The 21,047-nt window shown below is 74.8% G+C and carries 20 protein-coding genes; 10 read left to right on the top strand and 10 right to left on the bottom strand.

Features of this window, described 5'->3' with window-relative positions:
• Window positions 1-6: 6 nt before the first annotated feature.
• The 3 genes from A2CP1_RS02755 to A2CP1_RS02745 all read right to left on the bottom strand — a co-directional run bounded on the left by A2CP1_RS02755 (window position 7) and on the right by A2CP1_RS02745 (window position 1,682).
• Window positions 7-369: a hypothetical protein gene (locus A2CP1_RS02755; RefSeq protein WP_011419584.1), complete on the bottom strand. Its 363-nt coding sequence runs from the start codon at window positions 367-369 to the stop codon at window positions 7-9.
• Window positions 369-800 (bottom strand): YbaN family protein, encoded by a 432-nt coding sequence (locus A2CP1_RS02750; RefSeq protein WP_150106313.1) that lies wholly within the window; start codon window positions 798-800, stop codon window positions 369-371. Before A2CP1_RS02750 ends, A2CP1_RS02755 begins: the two co-directional genes overlap by 1 nt.
• A gap of 126 nt (window positions 801-926) precedes the next feature.
• Complete coding sequence (locus A2CP1_RS02745) at window positions 927-1,682, bottom strand: hypothetical protein (protein WP_012631957.1); 756 nt, start codon at window positions 1,680-1,682, stop codon at window positions 927-929.
• Window positions 1,683-1,875: 193 nt separating this feature from the next.
• Between A2CP1_RS02745 and A2CP1_RS02740 the strand changes: the two genes are divergently transcribed.
• Entirely contained in the window at window positions 1,876-2,760 is an 885-nt protein-coding gene (locus A2CP1_RS02740) for an alpha/beta fold hydrolase (protein WP_012631956.1), read from the top strand.
• Complete coding sequence (locus A2CP1_RS02735) at window positions 2,757-3,548, top strand: phosphatase PAP2 family protein (RefSeq protein WP_012631955.1); 792 nt, start codon at window positions 2,757-2,759, stop codon at window positions 3,546-3,548. The genes A2CP1_RS02740 and A2CP1_RS02735 overlap by 4 nt, the downstream gene beginning before the upstream one ends.
• A 1-nt stretch (window position 3,549) precedes the next feature.
• Here A2CP1_RS02735 and A2CP1_RS02730 read toward each other — a convergent pair whose 3' ends face one another.
• Together A2CP1_RS02730 and A2CP1_RS02725 are read right to left on the bottom strand one after the other, a co-directional pair.
• Window positions 3,550-5,163, bottom strand: a complete 1,614-nt coding sequence (locus tag A2CP1_RS02730; RefSeq protein WP_012631954.1) for an alpha-amylase family glycosyl hydrolase — start codon at window positions 5,161-5,163, stop codon at window positions 3,550-3,552.
• A gap of 119 nt (window positions 5,164-5,282) precedes the next feature.
• Window positions 5,283-5,909, bottom strand: a complete 627-nt coding sequence (locus A2CP1_RS02725; RefSeq protein ID WP_012631953.1) for a TetR/AcrR family transcriptional regulator — start codon at window positions 5,907-5,909, stop codon at window positions 5,283-5,285.
• Window positions 5,910-6,075: 166 nt separating this feature from the next.
• Here A2CP1_RS02725 and A2CP1_RS02720 point away from each other — a divergent pair, with 166 nt between their 5' ends.
• The 3 genes from A2CP1_RS02720 (at window position 6,076) to adeC (ending at window position 11,970) form a co-directional block, all read left to right on the top strand.
• Window positions 6,076-7,308: an efflux RND transporter periplasmic adaptor subunit gene (locus tag A2CP1_RS02720; RefSeq protein WP_012631952.1), complete on the top strand. Its 1,233-nt coding sequence runs from the start codon at window positions 6,076-6,078 to the stop codon at window positions 7,306-7,308.
• Between the two features lie 86 nt (window positions 7,309-7,394).
• Entirely contained in the window at window positions 7,395-10,565 is a 3,171-nt protein-coding gene (locus A2CP1_RS02715) for an efflux RND transporter permease subunit (RefSeq protein WP_012631951.1), read from the top strand.
• Window positions 10,558-11,970, top strand: a complete 1,413-nt coding sequence (gene adeC, locus A2CP1_RS02710; RefSeq protein ID WP_012631950.1) for an AdeC/AdeK/OprM family multidrug efflux complex outer membrane factor — start codon at window positions 10,558-10,560, stop codon at window positions 11,968-11,970. The genes A2CP1_RS02715 and adeC overlap by 8 nt, the downstream gene beginning before the upstream one ends.
• Window positions 11,971-12,136: 166 nt before the next feature.
• Here the strand turns inward: adeC and A2CP1_RS02705 are convergent, their stop codons facing one another.
• Window positions 12,137-12,499 carry a hypothetical protein gene (locus tag A2CP1_RS02705; protein ID WP_041450421.1) on the bottom strand — a complete coding sequence of 121 codons (363 nt, stop codon included), beginning with the start codon at window positions 12,497-12,499 and terminating at the stop codon, window positions 12,137-12,139.
• A gap of 169 nt (window positions 12,500-12,668) precedes the next feature.
• Here A2CP1_RS02705 and A2CP1_RS02700 point away from each other — a divergent pair, with 169 nt between their 5' ends.
• The 4 genes from A2CP1_RS02700 to A2CP1_RS02685 all read left to right on the top strand — a co-directional run bounded on the left by A2CP1_RS02700 (window position 12,669) and on the right by A2CP1_RS02685 (window position 15,833).
• Complete coding sequence (locus tag A2CP1_RS02700; RefSeq protein WP_012631948.1) at window positions 12,669-13,655, top strand: TerC family protein; 987 nt, start codon at window positions 12,669-12,671, stop codon at window positions 13,653-13,655.
• Window positions 13,652-14,158, top strand: a complete 507-nt coding sequence (locus tag A2CP1_RS02695; RefSeq protein ID WP_012631947.1) for a hypothetical protein — start codon at window positions 13,652-13,654, stop codon at window positions 14,156-14,158. Before A2CP1_RS02700 ends, A2CP1_RS02695 begins: the two co-directional genes overlap by 4 nt.
• A 57-nt stretch (window positions 14,159-14,215) precedes the next feature.
• Entirely contained in the window at window positions 14,216-14,560 is a 345-nt protein-coding gene (locus tag A2CP1_RS02690) for a hypothetical protein (protein ID WP_012631946.1), read from the top strand.
• Window positions 14,561-14,621: 61 nt separating this feature from the next.
• Entirely contained in the window at window positions 14,622-15,833 is a 1,212-nt protein-coding gene (locus A2CP1_RS02685) for a cation:proton antiporter (RefSeq protein ID WP_245529967.1), read from the top strand.
• Window positions 15,834-15,848: 15 nt separating this feature from the next.
• Here A2CP1_RS02685 and rnk read toward each other — a convergent pair whose 3' ends face one another.
• The 4 genes from rnk to A2CP1_RS02665 all read right to left on the bottom strand — a co-directional run bounded on the left by rnk (window position 15,849) and on the right by A2CP1_RS02665 (window position 19,615).
• A complete protein-coding gene (rnk, locus tag A2CP1_RS02680) occupies window positions 15,849-16,265 on the bottom strand; it encodes a nucleoside diphosphate kinase regulator (RefSeq protein WP_012631944.1) in 417 nt (138 codons plus the stop codon).
• Between the two features lie 300 nt (window positions 16,266-16,565).
• The gene (locus A2CP1_RS02675) at window positions 16,566-17,723 is read right to left on the bottom strand and encodes a PQQ-dependent sugar dehydrogenase (RefSeq protein WP_012631943.1); all 1,158 of its coding nucleotides are present in this window, start codon (window positions 17,721-17,723) and stop codon (window positions 16,566-16,568) included.
• A gap of 120 nt (window positions 17,724-17,843) precedes the next feature.
• Window positions 17,844-18,590, bottom strand: coding sequence for a GTP cyclohydrolase II (gene ribA / locus A2CP1_RS02670; RefSeq protein ID WP_012631942.1), 747 nt, complete (start codon window positions 18,588-18,590; stop codon window positions 17,844-17,846).
• A complete protein-coding gene (locus tag A2CP1_RS02665) occupies window positions 18,587-19,615 on the bottom strand; it encodes an NAD(P)/FAD-dependent oxidoreductase (protein WP_012631941.1) in 1,029 nt (342 codons plus the stop codon). The genes ribA and A2CP1_RS02665 overlap by 4 nt, the downstream gene beginning before the upstream one ends.
• A 255-nt stretch (window positions 19,616-19,870) precedes the next feature.
• Between A2CP1_RS02665 and A2CP1_RS02660 the strand changes: the two genes are divergently transcribed.
• Window positions 19,871-21,022, top strand: a complete 1,152-nt coding sequence (locus tag A2CP1_RS02660) for a PAS domain-containing sensor histidine kinase (RefSeq protein ID WP_012631940.1) — start codon at window positions 19,871-19,873, stop codon at window positions 21,020-21,022.
• Window positions 21,023-21,047: the final 25 nt, after the last annotated feature.

Raw genomic sequence — 21,047 nt, 5'->3', positions numbered from 1 at the left:
CCCCGCTCAGCGCGCGCCCGCGGCGGGTGCCGGTGCGCACAGGCCGCCGCAGTCCGCGCCGCGCGGCGGGGCGCAGTCGTCGCGCGGGTCGTCCACGCAGGCCCGGCCGTCCGGGCACCGGATCGCCGCGAAGCCGCCGCAGGACACCGGCACGACGCAGGCACCCGGGCAGCCCGCGTCGGACGGCCAGGTGCAGGCGTCGCCGGGCACGTCCACGCAGGCCTGGCCCTCGGGGCAGCCGGCGCCGCATCCCCCGGTGACGGCCGGCGGGCGCGCGCCGTCCCCGCGGTGCCCGCGATCGCCGCCGCAGGCGGCCAGCAGGGCCGCTGCCCCGAGGAGCGCGAGCGGCGCGCGCCGCCGGCGCGCCATCACGGCTCCCGCACCGGCTGCCGGGGGCGGCTCGGGATGCGCAGGACGAACGCGGCGCCGCAGGCGACGAGGGCCGCGGCGGCGAGGAGCGCGTAGCGCGGCGGCCGCACCACGAACGCCAGCCAGGCGAGGCTCACCGCCATGCTCCCGAGCGCGATCGCCTTCACCCAGACCGGGATGGCGCGATCCCGCTGCCACTTCTGCAGCGGCGGCCCGAAGAGCCGGTGCGTGTACAGCCAGCGGTGGAAGCGCTCGGAGCTGGCGGAGAACGCCCAGAGCGCCACCAGCATGAACGGCGTGGTGGGGACGATGGGGAGCAGCAGCCCGATCGCGCCCAGGGCGAACGCCGTCCAGCCGAGCGCGAGGAGCAGCAGCCGGCGGGCCGGGGCGGCGCGGGTCGCGGCGGTCGTCGGCTCGGGGTCGGGCGGCACGGGAGAGGTGTAGGGCGGATCGCGCACCGGCCGCAAGCCGGCCCGCGCGGCGGCTCGGGGACGGCCGCCCGGCGGGGTCGCCCGCGTCGGAGGCCGCCGGCGACCCCGTCCACCTCGCGACCTCGCTCACTCGCAGTTCTGCGGCTGCGGGCACCGCGCCGGCCGCTCGTACTTGCACGTGCAGGGGCAGGCCTCCTTGCACGCCTTCAGCAGGGCCACGTTGCCCTTGTCGGCGCCGCGGCCCACCGGGAACGCGGCGTCGCAGGACTGCGTGCAGGCGCTCTCGCACGGGCCGATCCCGCAGCTCGGGTCCCCGCCCTCCTCCACGCAGCCGGTGGCGACCTGATCCGCCTCCTGCACCGCGGGGAGCATCGCGACGGCCTGGTCCGCGGCGCACACCGTCTGGCCGAGGTCGTTCACGTACGTCTGGCAGGTGCCCGACTTCGCGAACGCCTCGATGGTGAAGGTGACCGGGATGGCCTCCGGGCACCCGAGCACCACCTGCACGCCGTCACACCCGGTGTAGTAGTGCCAGCGGTTCTGGAAGGGCGACAGGTCGGTGACGGTGTCCCAGACGTACCGCACCGTCCGGTCCTGAGGGTTCAGCACCTCCGTGAAGTTGCCGGCGGTGACGCTGCTCAGCGTCGCCACCACGCCCTGGTCGGCGGAGCAGGTGGTGGCGCCCGCCGCGAGGCGGGTGACGAGCGACGTCTTGGTCCGGTCGAGCACGTTGCGCGTGCTGAACCAGCCCTTCGGCATCGGCTGCGTCTGGACGGCGGTGGTGCCGGTGGCGTCGATCTGGGCGCCCGCGAGGAGCAGCGGGCTGGTGTCGGCGGCGGCGAGCGCGGGCAACAGCGCCGCGAGGCACGTGAGCGTTCTCATCTGGTCTTCTCCCTTGAGCGCGGCCCGTGCGCCTGGAGGCGAGGCCGGCATGCGCGGAAGTGTCACCGCCCCCGTGCGCGTGCGGCAGTCCCGCATCACCGCGTCGCCAGCGCCACCGACGGGGCATACCCGCGTCGGGGAGGTTCGCCACGAGTCGCGGGCGGCGTGCGCGCGCGGACGCTACGCTGGGTCGGTGGACACGCTCGCGCTCCAGGCCAACGGCCTCCGCTTCGCCGCGCTCGCCGACGGCCCGGGCGACGGTCCGCTCGCGCTGCTCCTGCACGGCTTCCCCGAGCTGGCCCGCTCCTGGCGGCACCAGCTCCCTGCGCTCGCCGCCGCCGGCTGGCGCGCGGTGGCGCCGGACCTCCGCGGCTACGGCGGCACCGAGAAGCGCGGGCCGTTCGACCTCGCCACGCTGGCGGCGGACGCGGCCGGGCTGGTCCGGGCGCTGGGGCGCGAGCGCGCGGTGGTGATCGGGCACGACTGGGGCGGCGCGGTGGCCTGGGCGGTGGCGGGCCGGCATCCGGAGGTGGTCTCGCGGCTCGTCGTCCTGAACGCGCCGCACCCGAGCGCGTTCGCGCGCGAGCTGCGCCGCAACCGCCGCCAGCTCCTCCGCTCGTCGTACATGCTCCTGTTCCAGGTGCCGCTCCTGCCGGAGTGGCTGCTCACCCGCGACCGCGCGGCCGGCGTGGCGCGCGCGCTCCGCGGCGGATCGTACGTGCGCAGCGCCTGGCCCGCCGAGGAGCTGGAGCCCTACCGCCGCGCGTTCCTCCAGCCCGGCGCCGCGCGCGCGGCGCTCGGCTACTACCGGGCGGCCTTCCGCGGCCGGCGATCGCGCGGGCCGCGTCCCCGGCCGATCTCCGCGCCCACGCTCATCCTGTGGGGCGTGGAGGATCGCTTCCTGGGCGTGGAGACGATCGCGCGGGCGAAGCTCGCGCCGTACCTCGCGCCCGGCAACGCGCCGGAGATCGTGCCGATCGAGGGCGCGGGCCACTTCGTGCAGAACGAGGCGCCGGAGCAGGTGAACGCGGCGCTGCTCCGCTGGCTCGGCGCGGCCACCGGGAGGTCCGCGACGTGAGACGCCACCCCCTGCTCGTCCCTTCCGCGCTCGCCGCGGCGCTCGCGCTCGCCGCCGTCCCGGCCCCGGCGCGGCCCGCGCCGGCCGACCTCCAGGTGAACGTCGCGGCCGACGGCGCGGTGACGGCCGCCGCGTTCGCCGCGGCGCTGGGCGTGCGCCTGCTCGAGCGCGACCTGCTCCCCGTCTCCTGCCGCTGGTGCAGCCCGGGCCGCCTCGACGCGTGGGCGCACCGGACCCTCGCCTGGAAGACCGCCTCGCGCGCCGCGACCGCCTCCGACCTGCTCGGCGTGGGCGTGCCGCTCGGCGCGACCGCTGCGCTGGCGGTCCCCGACCTCGCGGCGGGGGCGCCCCGGCGCGCGGCGGAGGACGCGCTGCTGGTCGCGGAGGCGGTCTCGATCGCGACGCTCGGCACCGAGCTCGTGAAGGTCGGCACCGACCGGATCCGGCCGGACGCCTGGGACGGCAGCGGGCCCGTGCACGCGCTCGACTCGCGCCTCTCCTTCTGGTCGGGCCACACCGCCACCGCGTTCGCGGCGGTGGCCGCGGCGGGCACGATCGCCACCCTGCGCGACGCGCCGGCGGCGCCGTGGATCGTCGGCGGCGGCGCCGCGGCGGCGAGCGCGGTGGGTTACCTGCGGCTGGCGGCCGATCGCCACTGGGCGACCGACGTGCTCGCCGGCGCGGGGTGGGGCACGGCGGTGGGGATCCTGGTGCCGCTGCTCCACTGGCACCCGATCGCCCACGTGCGCCTGATGCCGTCGCCGGGCGGGATCGCGGGCGAGTTCTAGCTCAGCCGTCCCAGGTGTAGACGCGGACCGAGAGAGCGGGCAGGTCGAACGAGGCCGCGCCGGCCGCGTCGGCCGTGACCGCGGGCGCGGTGGCGGGCAGGCGCGGCGCGAGCGCGGCGCCGGGCGGGAGGCCGGTCACGGGGAGCGTGAGCGGGACGACGTCGTAGTTGAGCAGCACGAGCGCGTGCGAGGTCCCCAGCGTGCGGCGGAACGAGAGCGTCGCGCCGGACGCGCGCGCGCCCTCGTAGCCGCCGCGGTCGAGCGCCGGCACCGCGCGGCGGAGCGCGATGACCTCGCGGTAGAACTCGAGCAGCGAGCCGGCGCGGCCCTGCTCCGCCTCCACGTTGTGCGTGGCCGCGTTCGAGGAGAGCGCGCGGAACGGCTTGCCGGTGGTGAACCCGGCGGTGCGCGCGTCGCCGGTCCAGCTCATGGGCGTGCGCAGCCGCCAGTCGCCGGAGAGCGAGGCGGCGCCGCCCATGCCGATCTCCTCGCCGTAGTAGACGAACGGGATCCCGGGGAGCAGCAGGTACGTCGCGGCCGCGAGGCGGTAGCGCGCCTCGTCGCCGCCGAGCTGATCCCAGGGGCGCTGGCCGGCGAAGGCGTCGTGGTTGGAGAGCAGGGTGGACGCGGCGAGGCGGGCCGGGTCCTCGAAGTACGCCGCCACCCGGGCCACCGCGGCGGCGTCCCCGCGCGCCGCGCCCATCACGTCGGACTGGAGGCCGAACGCGAACGCGCTGCCGCAGGCGGCGGTGAAGCCGGCCGGGTCGTCCGGCCCCTCGCACACCATGAAGCGCCGCTCGTAGCCGTCGAGCAGCGCCCGCACCTCCGCCATCCGGACGTAGTTCTCGGGCTGGTCGTTCCAGGCGCCGGGTCCGTTCTCGTACAGCATGCCCACCGCGTCGAACCGGAACCCGTCGACGCCGCGGTTCAGCCAGAAGCGCTGGCTGTCGGCGTGGTACGCGGCCACCGCCGGGTTCGCGAGGTCGAAGTCCGGCATGTTCGTGGCGAACGGCGCGTAGTACCAGCCGGTGCCGGACTGGCGCCACGGGTTGCCGCCGTACACCGACCAGCCCGACGGCTGCGACGACCTCCACACGTACCAGCCGCGGTAAGGGTTCGACTTGTCGTCCGCGGAGTTGAGGAACAGCGGGTTGGTGGCCGCGCTGTGGTTCATCACGTAGTCGAGGATCACGCCGATGCCGCGCGCGTGGGCGGCCGCGACGAGCGCGTCGAGGTCCTCGAGCGTGCCGTAGCCGGGCTCGACGCCGCGGTAGTCGGCGACCGCGTAGCCGTGATCGTGGTCCTGGCTGGCGGTGACCGGCATGAGCCAGATCCCGCGGACGCCGAGGTCGGCGAGGTGGTCGAGCCGGCTCGCCAGCCCGCGCAGGTCGCCGACGCCGTCGCCGTCGGAGTCCTGGTAGCCGCGGACGTAGATCTCGGCGAACGGGCCGCGCTCCCAGCCGTCGGGGAGCGCGCTGCCGGGATCGGCGGCGGGCACCGGCGAGACGTCGACCGGCGGCGGAGGGGTGGAGCCGCCGCCGCAGGCGAGCGCGGCCAGGGCGATCGCGGCGAGGAGGGCGAGCGGGGTGCGGCGTGGCGATCGCGCGGGCGTCATGGGCGCCTCCGGCGGACCGGCCGGGCGCGGGAGCGCGTCCGGCGGGCGCCGCCCTGCTCTCTACGTGCGGACGCGGAGCTGCGTCAACGTCCCGGAGGTCGCGCCACGCGCGGGCCCGCTCACGGGCGGAAGGCGCGCAGGAACGTCTGCACCGCGCGGCGCACCGTGGCACGGACGTCGTCCGGCGAGGCCTCCTGCAGCACGCCCAGGTGCAGGCGCATCATCACGTCGCCGTGGCACAGGTTCACGAACTGCACCGCCGCGTAGTACGGATCGTCGAGCCGCAGCAGGCCGCGCGCCGCCCAGCGCGAGAGCGCCGCGGCGATGAGCTCGTGCGTGACCCGCGGGCCGCGCTCGTACAGCATCTTCCCGATGTCGGGCAGGCGGAACCCGTCGAGCGCGCTCCGGTACAGCGCCACCGCCTCGCTGGAGAGGAACTTCCCGAGCAGGCGCTCCCCCGCGGCCTGGAGGGCCGACTCGAGGTCGTCGCTCGTCTCGGCGAACAGCGCCTCGAGGTCGGCCTGCATCTGGTTCGAGCCCTGTTCGAAGCAGGCGACGAACAGCGCGCTCTTGTCGTGGAAATGGTTGTAGAGGGTGGCCTTGGAGACACCGCTTCGGGCGGCGATCACGTCCACGCTGGCCCGCTCGTACCCGTGCTCCTGGAACACCTTGCGCGCCCCATCAAGGATCTGCTGGCGCTTGCCAACGCACCAATCGGGGGGTCTCTGGAGCTGATTTTCAGCCATGTCAGATGAACTAAACGGTTCAGTCTTGACTGTCAACCCACGTTCGCGTAGGTTCCGACCGCCTGATGAACTGAACGGTTTAGTGTTGACCCCGTCCGGCCGCATGGCTATCAGTACCGCCCTCCCGGGCTCACGGAACCGTTCCCCGGGCCTCAAAGGAATCGAGATGAACCCCTCCCTCCGCTCCCCTCGCGCCGCCACGCGGCGCGCTCACGGCCTCCTTTTCGGCAAGCGCGCGCTCGCGCTCGCCGCGCTCGCGCTCGTGGCCGCCGGCTGCGGCAAGAAGCCGGAGGCGCGCCCCCCCGGCCCGGTCGAGGTCGGCGTGATCACCGTCTCCCCGCAGGCGGTGACGCTCACCACCGAGCTCCCCGGCCGCGTCTCCGCGTTCAAGGTCGCCGAGGTCCGCGCCCGCGTGAACGGCATCGTGCTGAAGCGCCTGTTCACCGAGGGCAGCGACGTGAAGCAGGGCCAGCCGCTGTTCAAGATCGATCCGGCGCCCTACCAGGCCGCGCTCGACAGCGCGCGGGCGCAGCTCGCCCGCGCCGACGCGACGCTCGCGTCGGCCAAGCTCACCTCCGAGCGCTACACCGAGCTCGTCGCCGCGAACGCGGTGAGCCGGCAGGAGCACGAGGACGCCGTCGCCGCGCTGAAGAAGGCCGAGGCCGACGTCGCCGCCGGCAAGGCCGCGGTGGACGCCGCCCGCATCAACCTCGGCTACACCACCGTCACCTCGCCGGTGAGCGGCCGGATCGGCCGCTCGGGGGTCACCGAGGGCGCCTACGTCCAGGCCGCGCAGGCCACGCTGCTCGCGACCGTGCAGCAGCTCGACCCGGTCTACGTGGACGTGACGCAGTCCAGCGCCGAGCTGCTCCGGATGCGGCGCGATCTCGAGGCCGGCAAGCTCCAGTCCGCCGGCGCCGGCAAGGCGAAGGTCGCGCTCACCACCGAGGATGGCCGCGAGTACGGCCTCCCCGGCACGCTGCAGTTCGCCGACGTCACCGTGGATCCCGGCACTGGCTCGGTGGCGCTGCGCGCGATCTTCCCGAACCCGCGCGCCGAGCTGCTCCCCGGCACCTACGTGCGGGCGCGCCTGGCCGAGGGCGTGAACCCGGCGGCGCTTCTCGTCCCCCAGCGCGCCGTCGCCCGCAACAACAAGGGCGAGCCCACGGCGCTGATCGTCGCCGGCGGCAAGGTCGAGCTGCGCAACCTGGTCACCGAGCGCGTCATCGGCGACGCGTGGCTCGTGACCTCCGGCGTGAAGCCCGGCGAGCAGGTGATCGTCGAGGGCCTCCAGAAGGTGCGCCCGGGCGCCCCCGTCAACCCGGTCCCGGCCGGCGGCGCGAAGCAGGCGAACGCCGCGACCCCGGGCCAGCAGGCCCCGGCGGGCGCGGCCCGCTGAGGCGCCCGACAGCGTGACCGCGCGCGCGGCCGGACCCGAGCCGGCCGCCCGCGCACCCCTTCCCTTTTTTCAGTCGAGGAGTCGTCGTGGCCAGGTTCTTCATCGATAGGCCCATCTTCGCGTGGGTGATCTCGATCATGATCATGCTGGCCGGTGGGCTCGCCATCCTGGGCCTGCCGGTCTCGCAGTACCCCGCCATCGCGCCGCCGGTCGTCACGGTGTACGCGACCTACCCGGGCGCGAACGCGCAGACGCTGGAGAACTCGGTCACCCAGGTCATCGAGCAGAAGATGACCGGCATCGACCACCTCCGGTACATGTCCGCCGCGAGCGACAGCTCCGGCAACGCGAGCGTCACGCTCACGTTCGAGGCCGAGGCCGATCCGGACATCGCGCAGATGCAGGTGCAGAACAAGCTGCAGAACGCCATGCCGCTGCTGCCGCAGCAGGTGCAGCAGCAGGGCGTGCGCGTCCTGAAGACCGTCAGCAACTACCTGCTCATCGCCGGCCTCATCTCCGAGGACGGCAGCATGACGCGCGACGACCTGAACGACTACGCGTTCTCGAACATCGTCGACCCGATCAGCCGTGTGACCGGCGTCGGCGAGGTGACCGCGTTCGGCACCCAGTACGCCATGCGCATCTGGCTCGACGCCGACAAGCTCGCCAGCTTCAAGCTCACCCCGCTCGACGTGAGCGGCGCCCTCCGGGCGCAGAACGCGCAGGTGTCCACCGGCTCCCTCGGCGCGGCCCCGGCCGTGCCCGGCCAGCAGCTCAACGCCACGGTCACCTCGCAGACCCGGCTCCAGACGCCCGAGCAGTTCCTGAACATCCTCCTGCGCGTCAACCCCGACGGCTCGCAGGTGCGGCTGCGCGACGTCGGCACCGCGAACCTGGGCGGCGAGACCTACGAGCTCGAGAGCTACTACAACGGCAAGCCCGCCGGCGGCATGGGCATCCGGCTCGCCTCGGGCGCGAACGCGCTGAAGACCGCCGACCTGGTGCGCGCCAAGCTCACCGAGCTGTCGCAGTACTTCCCGCCGGGGATGAAGGTCGTCTATCCGGTCGATTCCACGCCGTTCGTGCGGATCTCGATCGAGGAGGTGGTGAAGACCCTCGCCGAGGCCATCATCCTCGTGTTCCTGGTGATGTTCCTGTTCCTGCAGAACTTCCGCGCCACGCTCATCCCGACCATCGCGGTGCCGGTGGTGCTGCTCGGCACGTTCGGCGTGCTGGCGGCGGCCGGCTTCACCGTGAACACGCTGACCATGCTGGGCCTGGTGCTCGCCATCGGGCTGCTGGTGGACGACGCCATCGTGGTGGTCGAGAACGTCGAGCGCGTGATGAGCGAGGAGGGGCTCTCGCCGCGCGAGGCCACCCGCAAGTCGATGGGCCAGATCACCGGCGCGCTCGTCGGCATCGCGCTGGTGCTCGCCGCGGTGTTCGTCCCCATGGCGTTCTTCGGCGGCTCGGTGGGCGTCATCTACCGGCAGTTCTCCATCACCGTGGTCTCGGCCATGGCGCTGTCGGTGGTGGTCGCGCTGACGCTCACGCCCGCGCTGTGCGCCACGATCCTGAAGCCCGTCGAGAAGGGGCACCACGCCTCGGAGAAGGGGTTCTTCGGCTGGTTCAACCGGCTCTACGGGCAGGGCAGCGGGATCTACGAGAAGTCGGTGGGCTGGATCCTGCGCCGCGCCGGTCGCGCCCTGATCGTCTACGCCGTGCTGCTCGCGGCGCTGGGCGGGCTGTTCCTGCACCTGCCCACCGGCTTCCTCCCGGAGGAGGACCAGGGCTCCATCATCAACATGGTGCAGCTGCCCGCCGGCGCCACCATGGACCGGACCCGCACGGTGATGCAGGAGGTGACGCGGCACTACCTCGAGGACGAGAAGGACAACGTCGAGGCGGTGATGGCCATCACCGGCTTCAGCTTCTCCGGCCGCGGCCAGAACGCCGGCCTCGCGTTCGTGCGCCTGAAGGACTGGTCCGAGCGCCCGAAGAAGGAGCAGCACGCGCCCGCCATCGCCGGGCGCGCCATGCGGGCGTTCTCGCAGATCAAGGACGGCCTCGCGTTCGCGTTCGTGCCGCCGGCGGTGCCCGAGCTCGGCAACGCCACCGGCTTCGAGCTGCAGCTCCAGGACCGCGGCAACCTCGGCCACGAGGCGCTCATGGCGGCCCGCAACCAGCTCCTCGGCATGGCCGCGCAGGATCCGCGCCTCGCCAAGGTCCGCCCGCTCGGCCTGGAGGACACGCCGCAGTACCGCATCGACGTGGACCAGCAGAAGGCCGCGGCCCTCGGGCTCTCGCTCTCCGACATCAACGCCACCCTGTCCAGCACCTGGGGCGTCAACTACGTCGACGACTTCGTGGACAAGGGGCGCACCAAGCGCGTGTACGTGCAGGCCGCCGCGCCGTTCCGCATGAAGCCGGAGGACCTGAACCGCTGGTACGTGCGCAACGCCGCCGGGCAGATGGTCCCGTTCTCGGCGTTCTCCACCGGCACCTGGGTGCACGGCCCCACCAAGCTCGAGCGCTTCAACGGCTCCCCGGCCATGGTGATCCAGGGCGAGCCGTCCCCGGGCCACAGCTCGGGCGAGGCCATGGCCGCCATGGAGGAGCACGTCAAGGCGCTCCCGGCCGGCATCGGCCTGGAGTGGTCGGGCCTCTCGTACGAGGAGCGGCTCTCGGGCGCGAACGCCCCGGCGCTCTACACCATCTCGCTGCTGGTGGTGTTCCTCGCGCTGGCGGCGCTCTACGAGAGCTGGTCCATCCCGTTCTCGGTGATGCTGGTGGTGCCGCTCGGCGTGCTCGGCGCGGTGCTGTTCACCGAGCTCGCGAGCATGGACGCCGGCGTCTACTTTCAGGTCGGCCTGCTCACCACCATCGGCCTCTCCGCCAAGAACGCCATCCTCATCGTCGAGTTCGCGAGGGCCCTGTACGAGCAGGGCATGAGCCTGTTCGACGCCGCCGTGGAGGCGGCCCGCATGCGCCTCCGCCCCATCATCATGACCTCGCTCGCCTTCATCCTCGGCGTGCTCCCGCTCGCGATCGCGAACGGGGCCGGCGCGGCCGGGCAGAACGCCATCGGCGTGGCGGTGATCGGCGGCATGGTCTCGGCCACCTTCCTCGCCATCCTGCTCGTGCCGGTGTTCTTCGTGAAGATCGCCGGCAAGCGGAAGACGCCGCCGCCCGACCTGGTGGCCGGACCGCGCGACGACGAGGACGAGGCCGCGCCGAAGGAGATCGCCCATGCGTAGCCCTGGCCTCGCGACGCTCGTCGCCGCCTCCGCCCTCGCCGTCTCCGGGTGCACGCTCGCGCCCCGGTACCAGCGCCCCGCCGCGCCCGTGGCCGCCGAGTTCCCCGCCGGCGCCGGCGCGGCGACCGGCCCCGCCGCTTCCGACCTGGGCTGGCGCGACGTGTTCCAGGATCCCGGCCTCCAGGCCGTGATCGACCAGGCGCTCCGCGAGAACCGCGACCTCCGCGTCGCCGCGCTCAACGTGGAGCTGGCCCGTGCGCAGTACGGCATCCAGCGCTCGTACCTGCTGCCCACGGTCGGCGCGACCGGGAGCGGCAGCCGCGCGCGCACGGCGAAGGACCTCAGCTTCACCGGCGAGCCCTCCGTCGGGAACACCTTCTCGGCCGGCGTGGGCCTCACGTCGTTCGAGATCGACCTGTTCGGCCGCGTCCGCAGCCTGCGGAACCAGGCGCTCGAGCAGTACCTCTCGACCGAGGAGGCCCACCGCAGCGCGCACCTGGCGCTCGTCTCCGAGGTGGCGGTCCAGTACCTCGCCTCGCGCGCGCTGCAGTCGCAGGTGGCGCTCGCGGAGCAGACGCTGCAGACCGTGCAGCAGTCGTACGACCTCGCGAAGCGCACCTTCGAGGCCGGCCGCACCTCCGAGCTCGACTTCCGCACCGCCGAGGCGCAGGTCGAGACCGCGCGGGTGAACCTGTCCGCCTACCAGCAGCAGCTCGCGCAGGCCGAGAACGCGCTGGTGCTGCTCGCCGGCGGACCGCTGCCGAAGGACCTGCCGACGGCGCCGCTCGAGTCGCAGCCTCCCGTGGCGGAGCTGCCGGCGGGGCTGCCGTCCGACCTGCTGCAGCGCCGTCCCGACATCCTCTCGGCCGAGCATCAGCTCAAGGCGGCGAACGCCAGCATCGGCGCGGCGCGCGCGGCGTTCTTCCCCTCCATCTCGCTCACCGCCTCGGTGGGCACCGCCTCGACCGAGCTGTCCAACCTGTTCACCGCCGGCTCGGGCACCTGGGCGTTCTCGCCGCGCATCGACCTGCCCATCTTCACCGGCGGCCGCAACAAGGCGAACCTCGACGCGGCGAACGTCCGCAAGCAGATCGAGATCGCGAGCTACGAGAAGGCGATCCAGGTGGCGTTCCGCGAGGTGGCCGACGCGCTGGTGGCGCGCGGGCGCCTCGACGAGCAGCTCGAGGCCCAGACCCGGCGCGTCCAGGCGGAGCAGCGGCGCTACGACATCTCCGAGCTGCGCTACCGCAAGGGCGTGGACAGCTACCTGAACGTGCTCACCGCGCAGCGCGACCTGTACGGCGCGCAGCAGCAGCTCATCCAGACCCGGCTCACCCGCTTCTCGAACTCCATCGGCCTGTACCGCGCCCTCGGCGGCGGATGGCTGGAGCACGGGAAGTCCTGACGGGGCTGCGCCCCGCCCCACGGAGCAGAGCTCCGCGGGGCCCCACCCTGCTCGCCGGGTCCCCTGCGCCGCCGCGGGCGACTTCGCCGCTGACGCGGCGGCGCCCCGGCGGGCTCGCTCCGCTCGCCTGGAGTACTCACGGTGCGGACGCGCCCCCGCAGCAGGGCTAGCGGCCGCCGCCGCGCGCGCCGCCGTCGCCGGGGGCGACCACCGTCACCCGGTACACGCGGCGCGCGCCGAGCGGCGAGCCGCCCGCGGCCGAGCAGGTGGTGGTGCCCGGGCCGACGCCGCGCAGCGCGCCGCCCTCCGGCGAGTCCGCGCCCACCGCCACCTTCGGATCGTCGCAGAGGATCGCGCGGGGCGGGCACTGCACCGTGCCGGTCGGACAGAGCGGCTTCACCTCGCCCACGTCCAGCGTGAGGGGGAACGGCGCGTCGGCGGCCGGCTCGCCCTGGGCGCGCACGGCCGGCGCAGCGGCGAGCGCGAGGGCGGGGAGGCACCAGCGGGCGGCACGGCGGAGCGAGGTCATGCTGCCGTCATAGCGCATCGCGCGCGACCTGGCGTTCCTGCGGCCGCGCCCGCCCCGGTCTGCGCGCACCCGGACGCAGGTTTTCTGAATGCTCCGACGCGTCATTTTGTCATGGTCTAAGGGATGGCCGGGACCGTAGATCCGCCGGGAACGCTCTCGGAGGTACGTCTTGGTCGAATCGATCGGCTCACCCGCCCTGTGGATCGGCTTCCTCGCCTTCGTCGCGCTGATGCTGGCGCTCGACCTGGGCGTGTTCCATCGGAAGGCGCACGTCATCCGCGTGCGCGAGGCGCTCGGCTGGAGCGTGGTGTGGGTGGCGCTGGCGCTCACCTTCAACGCGCTGGTGTGGTGGCAGTTCGGGGCAGACCGCGGCCTCGAGTTCCTCACCGGCTACCTCATCGAGAAGTCGCTCGCCGTCGACAACATCTTCGTCTTCGTCATCATCTTCTCGGCGCTGGGCGTGCCGCCGCTCTACCAGCACCGGGTGCTGTTCTGGGGCATCCTCTCCGCGCTCGTCCTGCGCGCCGGGATGATCTTCGCCGGCACCGCCCTGCTGGCCCGCTTCCACTGGACCATCTACCTGTTCGGCGCGCTGCTGGTCGCGACCGGCGTGAAGCTGTTCCTCGGCCGCAACGAGGCGCCCGATCCCACCGGCGGCCGGCTGATGCGGCTGGTGCGGCGGGTCATCCCCTCCACCCACGAGCTGCGCGGGGCCCACTTCCTCACGATCGAGAACGGCCGGCGCGTCGCCACGCCGCTCCTGCTCGCGCTGGTGCTGGTGGAGATCTCCGACGTCATCTTCGCGGTGGACTCCATCCCCGCGATCTTCGCGGTGACGCTCGACCCGTTCATCGTGTTCACCTCGAACATCTTCGCCATCCTCGGCCTGCGCTCGATGTTCTTCCTGCTGGCCGGCATGGTGGAGCGCTTCTCCGGGCTGAAGACCGGGCTCTCGGCGGTGCTGGTGTACGTGGGCGTGAAGATGCTGGCGATGGACTGGGTGAAGGTCCCGCCCGCCCTGTCGCTCGCGATCGTCGCCGCGCTGCTCGTCGCACCGGTCCTGCTGGGCGCCTGGCGCGACCGCGCGCGCGGCCACCGCGCCGCTCCCGCATCAGGTAGAGTCCTCGGGCCGTCTCGACCCGAGGAGAGCCGATGAACCGCACCGCCTGGATCGCCACCGCCGCGCTCGCCCTCACGCTGTCCGGCTGCGCCTCCGTGGCCGCCCAGCGCGCGCGCACCCGGTACCTGGAGGCCGAGCTCGACCGGCTCCGGTACCCGCAGCCGGCGGAGGAGATCTGGGGCGACGTGCGCCGGCTGCTCATGCAGAACGAGTTCCCGCTCGCCGACGAGGAGGATCCGCGCGAGGGGATCCAGGGGCTGGTGGTGAACCTGTTCACGCCCGCCCGCCCCACCGAGATCGACAAGGCCGGACGGCGCAAGCTCGACACCGGGTGGCGGAAGGACCAGACCCGCGTGCACGCCGAGGCCTCGCCGGGCGAGGGGGGCGTGCAGGTGCGGCTGACCCGGCTGGTCGAGGACCAGACCGAGCACGGCCGCGGGAAGCCCTCCCGCGACGTGGACCTGGAGCTGGAGCTGGCCCGCCTGCTGGCGCCGCAGGAGGCGGCGCGCATCGAGGCCGGGATCCCGAAGCCTCGATAGCGCGCAGCGCCCCGCCGGGCGCGGCGCCGACGCGCCCGCGCCGGTACATCCGCCCCCATGCCCCTCCTCGTCTCCGTCCGCGACCTCGTCTTCCGCTCCAAGATCCACGCCGCCGGCGAGCGGCTCGGCGTCGCCCTCCGCTTCGCCCCGCGCGGTGGCCGCCTGTCCGAGGCCGCGCGCGACCTGGGCCAGGGCACGATCCTCGCGGACCTCTCCGAGCCCGGCGTGCTCGACGAGGTGCGGGCCACCCGCGCGGCCGGGCTGCCGGTCCGGATCATCGGCTTCCTCGGCCACGTGGAGGTCGAGCTGGCGGGCGCCGCCCGCGCGGCCGGGGTGGACGAGGTGATCTCGCGCGGCCAGTTCGTGCAGCGCCTGGACGCGCTCCTCACCGAGCACGCCTGACGCCCCGGCGTCGCGCGATCGCGGGTTGCCCGCCGGGCGGCCTGCTGCGATGTTGCGGACCGTGTCCTCCGAGCTCGCCTACATCGCCCTGCTGTTCGCGCTGTTCGTCATCCCCAAGGCGCTGCAGCGCTTCCGGATCCCCGGCGCCATCACCAGCCTCCTGCTCGGGCTGGCGGCGGCCCGCGCCGGCCTCTTCACCGGCGATCCCACCCTGGCGCTGCTCGCCACGCTGGGCATCACCGGGCTGTTCCTGTTCGCCGGGCTGGACGTGGACGCGAAGGACCTCCGCCGCGGCGCCGCGCTGGTCGCGCAGCACCTCGTCATCCAGGCGCTCCTGCTCGCGGGCGTGGCCTGGGCCATCGCCGCAGCCACCGGCGTGGACTGGCGGCCGGCCACGCTGGTCGCGCTCGCGCTGGTGACGCCCTCGACCGGCTTCATCCTCGACTCGCTGCAGTCCTTCGGCCTCGACGCCGACCAGCGCTTCTGGACGCGCACCAAGGCGGTCGCCACCGAGCTGCTCGCGCTGGCGGTGCTGTTCGCGGTGCTCCAGTCCACCTCGGCGGCGCGCTTCGCCGGCGCCAGCGCGGCGCTGCTCGCGGTGGTGGTGCTCATCCCCCTGGTGATGCGCGCGTTCGCGGTGGCGATCGCGCCCTGGGCGCCGCGCTCCGAGTTCGCGTTCCTGGTGATGCTGGCGGTGATGGCGGCGTTCGCCACCCGCAAGCTGGGCGTGTACTACCTGGTGGGCGCGTTCCTGGTCGGCGTGGCGGCGCGCCGCTTCCGCGAGCGGCTCCCCGCGTTCTCGTCCGACCGCCTGCTGCACGCGGTCGAGGTGTTCGCGTCGTTCTTCGCGCCGTTCTACTTCTTCAGCGCCGGCGCGCACCTGCACCCGGAGCTGCTCACCCTGTCCTCCCTGGCCACCGGCGTCGTCTACCTGGCCGCCATGATCCCGCTGCGCGTGGGCCTGGTGGCGGTGCACCGGAAGCTCGCGCTCCGCGAGCACCTGGGCCAGGCGCGGCGGGTGGCGACGGCGCTCGTGCCCACGCTCGTGTTCTCGCTGGTGCTGGCCGAGATCGTGATCGAGCGCTTCGAGGGCGTCCCGCCCTGGCTGGTCGGAGGGATCATCCCGTACGCGCTCCTCAACACCATGCTCCCGGCGCTGACGCTGGGCGCGACCGCGAGCTTCGACGAGGTCCACCTCGAGGTGACGGAGCCGGAGCCCGGGCCGGCGCTGGCCGCCGCGCCGCCCCCGGCCGGCCCGGGGCAGGCCGGCTGAGCGGACGCGGCGGGCTCACACCGCCGCGCTCGCGGCCGGGGCGGCCGGGGGCTGCTGCACCGAGCGCACGCGCAGCTCGACCTCGCGCCCGTCCGGCAGCGTCCAGGAGATGGACTGGCCGGTGGACAGCCCGAGCAGCGCCGCGCCCACCGGCGCGAGCACCGACAGCCGGCCCTCCCGCAGGTCCGCGGCGGTCGGGTAGACGAGCGTGACCTCGCGCAGGCGGCCGGTCGCGCCGTCCTCGTAGACCACGCGCGAGTTCATGGCGACGACGTCCGGCGGCACCTGGCCGTCCGGCACGCGCACGGCGCGGTCGAGCTCGGCGTCGAGCCGCTCCGCCGCGGCCGCGTCGCGGCCCTCCTGGTGCTGCTCCACCAGCGCCCGCAGGCGCTCGTGATCGGTCTCGCTGACGTAGATGCGGTCGCGGCTCATGGTTCCTCCAGTCGCTCGGTCCGGGCCTGGCCCGGGCGTGTCCAGCGGTGAATGCCCGCGCGCGGCCTCGAGCGGCGGCGCGACGAGCGGGCGGTCCTGCGGTGCTTCGGTGCGGGTGGGGCGCGCCTCGGTCCTGCGCTCTAGCGCGAGGAGATCGAGGCGCCCTGGCCGAGGAAGGCCGTGCCGTGGGCGCACGGGCGCCCGCTCGCGAGCCGCCGGGGCGGGGCGAGGCAGGGGCGCCGGGAGGTGTGGACGGGCGCGTGCACGGTCCCTCTGATGTAGCCGCGCGCGCCGAGAAGATCAACCGCCCACCAGCCGCACCACCAGGTCCCGCTCCGCCGGGCAGGTCCCCCGGCCGTCGCAGTTGCTGGTGGTGACCCAGAGCGCGCCGTCCGGGCCCTCCACGACCTCGCGGACGCGGCCCAGCCCCGAGGGCGGATCGCCGGCGAGGTAGACCTCGTGCGCGCGCAGCCCGCCGCGCCCGTCCAGCACCACCCGGTGCAGGTGGCGCGAGCCGAGCGTCCCGAACAGGAAGCTCCCCCTCCACTGCGGCACCGCCGACCCGCGGTACACGCTCCCGCCGCCCGGCGGCGCGGCCCTGCGGAACGAGAGGATCGGCGCGACCGTGCCCGGCTCGGCGTCGCACCCGGACACCGCCGGCCAGCCCAGGTCGTCCCCCGCGCGCGCCACCGTCACCTCGTCCTGGCCGGTGCGCGAGCGCTCCCCGCTCGGCCCGTGGTCCGCCAGGATCAGCGTGCCGGCGTCGAGCCAGTCGAACGCCTCCAGGTTGCGGACGCCGGAGAGGAGCACCGGGCTGTCCGGCCGCGGGTTGCCGGGCGCGGGCGCGCCGTCGGGCGTGACGCGCAGGAGCTTGCCGCTCGGGCTCGCCGGGTCGCGGGCGCGATCGGGGTGGCCGCCGTCGCCGGTGCCGACGTACAGCATGCCGTCGGGCCCGAAGCGGATGCGCCCGCCGTCGTGGTACCGGGCCGCGGGGATGCCGTCGAGGAGCACCTTCTCGCGCGTCGCCGCGCGGCCGTCCGCCGAGAGCGTCCAGCGCGACACCTGGTTCACCGGCGCGCCGCCCGCCTCGACCGTGGCGTACAGGTAGAAGCGCCGGTTCTCGGCGAAGCGCGGATCGGCCGCGATGCCGAGCAGCCCGCCCTCCCCGCCGGGCGCGATCGCGACCGTGGCCACCGGCTCCGGCTGGAGCTGACCGTGGCGGATGAGGCGCACGCGCCCGGGCCGCTCGGTCACCAGCACGTCGCCGCCGGGGAGGAAGGCGAGCCCCCACGGCACCTCCAGGCCGCTCGCCACCCGCTCGACGCGGATCGGGATCGCGCCCGCCGGGCCGAAGCCCTCCTCCACCATCGTGCAGCCGGGGGCCGGCCGTCGGGCGGAGGCGGCGCCGCAGGCGAGCAGCAGCAGGAGCGGCGCGAGGGCCGGGCGGGCGGGACGCATCCCGTCGATGTAAGCAGCCACGCCCCGGCGAGCGACCCGCCGGCGTGCGCCCCGCGCGGCGCCCGCCTCCCGCGGGCCGCGTGCCGGGGCGGAGCGGTCGGCCGCCACGGGACCGGACGATCACTCCCCGCCGGGCGTGCCGGGCGCCGGCGCGACCACCACCGGGTCGGCCTGCTCGGAGCGCGGCTCGAGCGCCGCGAGGTCGATCAGGTGCCCGGACCGCCGCGCCTTCGTCTCCAGGTAGAAGCGGTTGTGCTCGCCCGGCGGGATCACGTGCGGGATGCGCCCGCTCACGTCGACCCGGTACGCGGTGAGCTGCCGGATCTTCTCCGGGTTGTTGGTGATGAGGCGGATGGAGCGGAGCTCCAGGCCGTGGATCATGTGGGCCGCCACGGCGTAGTCGCGCTCGTCGTCGCGGAAGCCGAGCGCGAGGTTCGCCTCGACCGTGTCGAGCCCCTGCTCCTGCAGCGCGTACGCGCGGATCTTGTTGATGAGGCCGATCCCGCGCCCCTCCTGCCGCAGGTACAGCAGCACCCCGCGCCCCTCGCGCTGGATCGCGGCGAGCCCCTCGGTGAGCTGGTCGCGGCAGTCGCAGCGGAGCGAGCCCATCACGTCGCCGGTCAGGCACTCCGAGTGGAGGCGCACCGGCACGTCCGCCGCGCCCACCACGTCGCCGTGCACCAGCGCCACGTGCTCCTTTGCGTCGCGGTTGTTCCAGAACGCGACGATCCGGAACGGGCCGGCGCGCGTCGGGAGGCGCGCCACCGCGACGACGCGGACGCAGACGCGGCCCGGCCCGAAGCCCTCGCACTCGTGATCCCGATCGCGCAGCACGAGCTGCGCCAGCGCGTCGCCGCCGCCGGTCATGCCCCCTCCCCCGCGAGGACCCGTCCCGCCAGCGCGCGGCCCGAGCGCCACGCCGCCTCGATGCCGCCGCCCGGGGCGAAGCGATCGCCCGCCACGCCCAGCCGCGCGCCGCCCGGCAGCGCCAGCAGCAGCGGCCGCGCCAGCTCCGCGGCGAGATCGGTGCGGGCCCAGCGCCAGCGGTGCGGGTGCGCGGTGCGCGGGTCCGCGGCCCACGGGCCGAGGAGGCGCGCCGCCTCGTCGAGCACGCGGCGCGGCCAGTCCGGATCGTCGAGGTGCTGGCGCGACCAGGCCGGGTGGGCCTGGTAGGTGAGCACGAGCAGCGGCGAGCCGGGGCGCTTGCTCGACTCGTGCGAGACGAGCTGGACGATGCGCGAGGTCTCCGGGTAGCTCACGTGCCAGGGCGGGCGCGGCGCGGCGGGCCCGTACACGGCGAGCAGCGCGAGCGCGCAGTGGCTCGAGGCGGTCGCGAGCAGCGCCCGGGCGGCGGCCACGGCGGGCGGCGCCGGCAGCACGGTGGCGAGCAGCTCGTCGGCCTGCTCCGCGGCGAGCGCCAGCACCGCGGTCTCGGCCTCCAGGAACGAGCCGTCGTCGAGCCGGAGCGCCACGGTGCCGTCGCCGGGCACGAGCCCGACCACCTTGCGCTGCAGGCGCAGCTCCAGCCCCTCCGCCAGGTGGCGCGGGAACGCGTTCACGCCCTCGGCGAACGCGCGGCGGACTTCACCCGGCGAGAACGCCTCCGGCTGGCACGGCGGGCCGCTGCCGTGCACGTCGGCGGGCCAGTCGAGCCGCGTCGCGGGCACCGCGTCGAGCGCGGCCAGGAACGCCGGGTCGCGCCCGTGCAGGAACACCGCGCCGTAGTCCACCGGCTGGCCTTCCAGCGCGCGCGTGGCGCAGCGGCCGCCCACACCGTGCGCCCGGTCCAGCACCAGCGCGCGCCGGCCGCCCTCCGCGAGCGCCCTCGCGCAGGAGAGCCCGGCCACGCCGGCCCCGACGATCACCACCGGCGATCCCTCGGTCCCCGCCATGAGCGGGAGTGTAGCCCGCGCGCGGGGCCCCGGTTCGCGCCACGGATCGGGCGCGGCGTTTCGCCGGACGGGTCGTGCGATCGCGACGCGGGGGACCGGCCGGGCGTCCGCACGTCGCCGCGCGTCCCACGCCGCGGGACCTGTTGGGGCGGGCGTCGAACTGCCGCGGCGCCAGCCGCGCGCCGAGGCAAGATTCCCCCCGTCGGGTGCGCGCGAGCGTTCGCGCTGGCGCGGTGCACCTCGTGCCTCGAGACGATGAGCGACCCCAGCGATCACCGCCCGCACCCGGCCGGCCCGGGACACCTGCAGGAGCAGGAGCAGCTCCTCCGCCTGCTGGTGGACAGCGTGAAGGAGTACGCGATCTTCATGCTGGATCCGTCGGGCCACGTGCTCTCGTGGAACCCGGGCGCGGAGCGGATCAAGGGCTACCCGGCGCACGAGATCGTGGGGCGGCACTTCGCGGTGTTCTTCACGCCCGAGGACGTGCGCCGGGGCAAGCCGGCCGCGGAGCTGCGCGAGGCGGCCGAGCAGGGCTCCAGCGAGGACGAGGGCTGGCGGGTGCGCCGCGACGGCACGCGGTTCTTCGCGAGCGTGGTGGTCACCGCGCTCCGCGGCCCGGACGGCGCGCTCCGCGGGTTCGCGAAGATCACGCGCGACCTGACCGAGCGCCGGCGCGGGGAGGAGGCGCGGCGGAACCTGGCCGAGGCCCGCGAGGCGGTGCGGTCGCGCGACGACTTCCTGGCGGTCGCGTCGCACGAGCTGCGCACCCCGCTCACCTGCGTGCAGCTCGTGGCGCAGTCGCTCGCCCGGCAGACGCACGAGGGGCAGCCGGTCACCGGGCAGCAGGTGGAGCGGCTCCACCAGCTCCAGCGCCACGTGGCGCGGCTGGGCGAGCTCGTGAGCGGGCTCCTCGACCTCGCCGAGATGTCGCGCGGCGCCCTGCAGCTCGAGCCGGCCCCGTTCGACCTGTCCGAGCTGGTGCAGGAGGTGGCGGCGCGCTTCGAGCCGGACGTCCGGCGCAAGGGGACCGCGCTGAGCGTGCACGCCCCCGGGCCGATCCCCGGCCGGTGGGACCGCCGCCGGGTGGCCGATGCGATCGCCGCGGTGCTCGGGAACGCGGTGAAGTACGGCGGGCGCTCGCCGATCGAGGTCACCGCCAGCCGCGACGACCGCCGCGCGCTGGTCGTCATCGAGGACCGGGGGCCGGGCATCGCGCCGGAGGACCAGTCGCGCGTGTTCGAGCGGTTCGAGCGCGCCGCGCCGGTGGCGCACTACCCCGGGCTCGGCGTCGGCCTGTGGACCGCGCGGCAGATCCTGAACGCGCACGGCGGCGACATCGCGGTCGAGAGCGCGAGCGGCAAGGGGGCCCGGTTCTCGCTCCGCCTTCCGCTCGAGTCCCCCGCCTGACGGCGGGGGGCATCGCGAGGCAGGA

The sequence above is a fragment of the Anaeromyxobacter dehalogenans 2CP-1 genome, from assembly GCF_000022145.1.
In the GTDB taxonomy this organism is placed as follows: Bacteria; Myxococcota; Myxococcia; order Myxococcales; family Anaeromyxobacteraceae; genus Anaeromyxobacter; species Anaeromyxobacter dehalogenans.
Note: the sequence above shows the minus strand (reverse complement) of the source record. Positions and strands in the feature narration are given on the sequence as shown.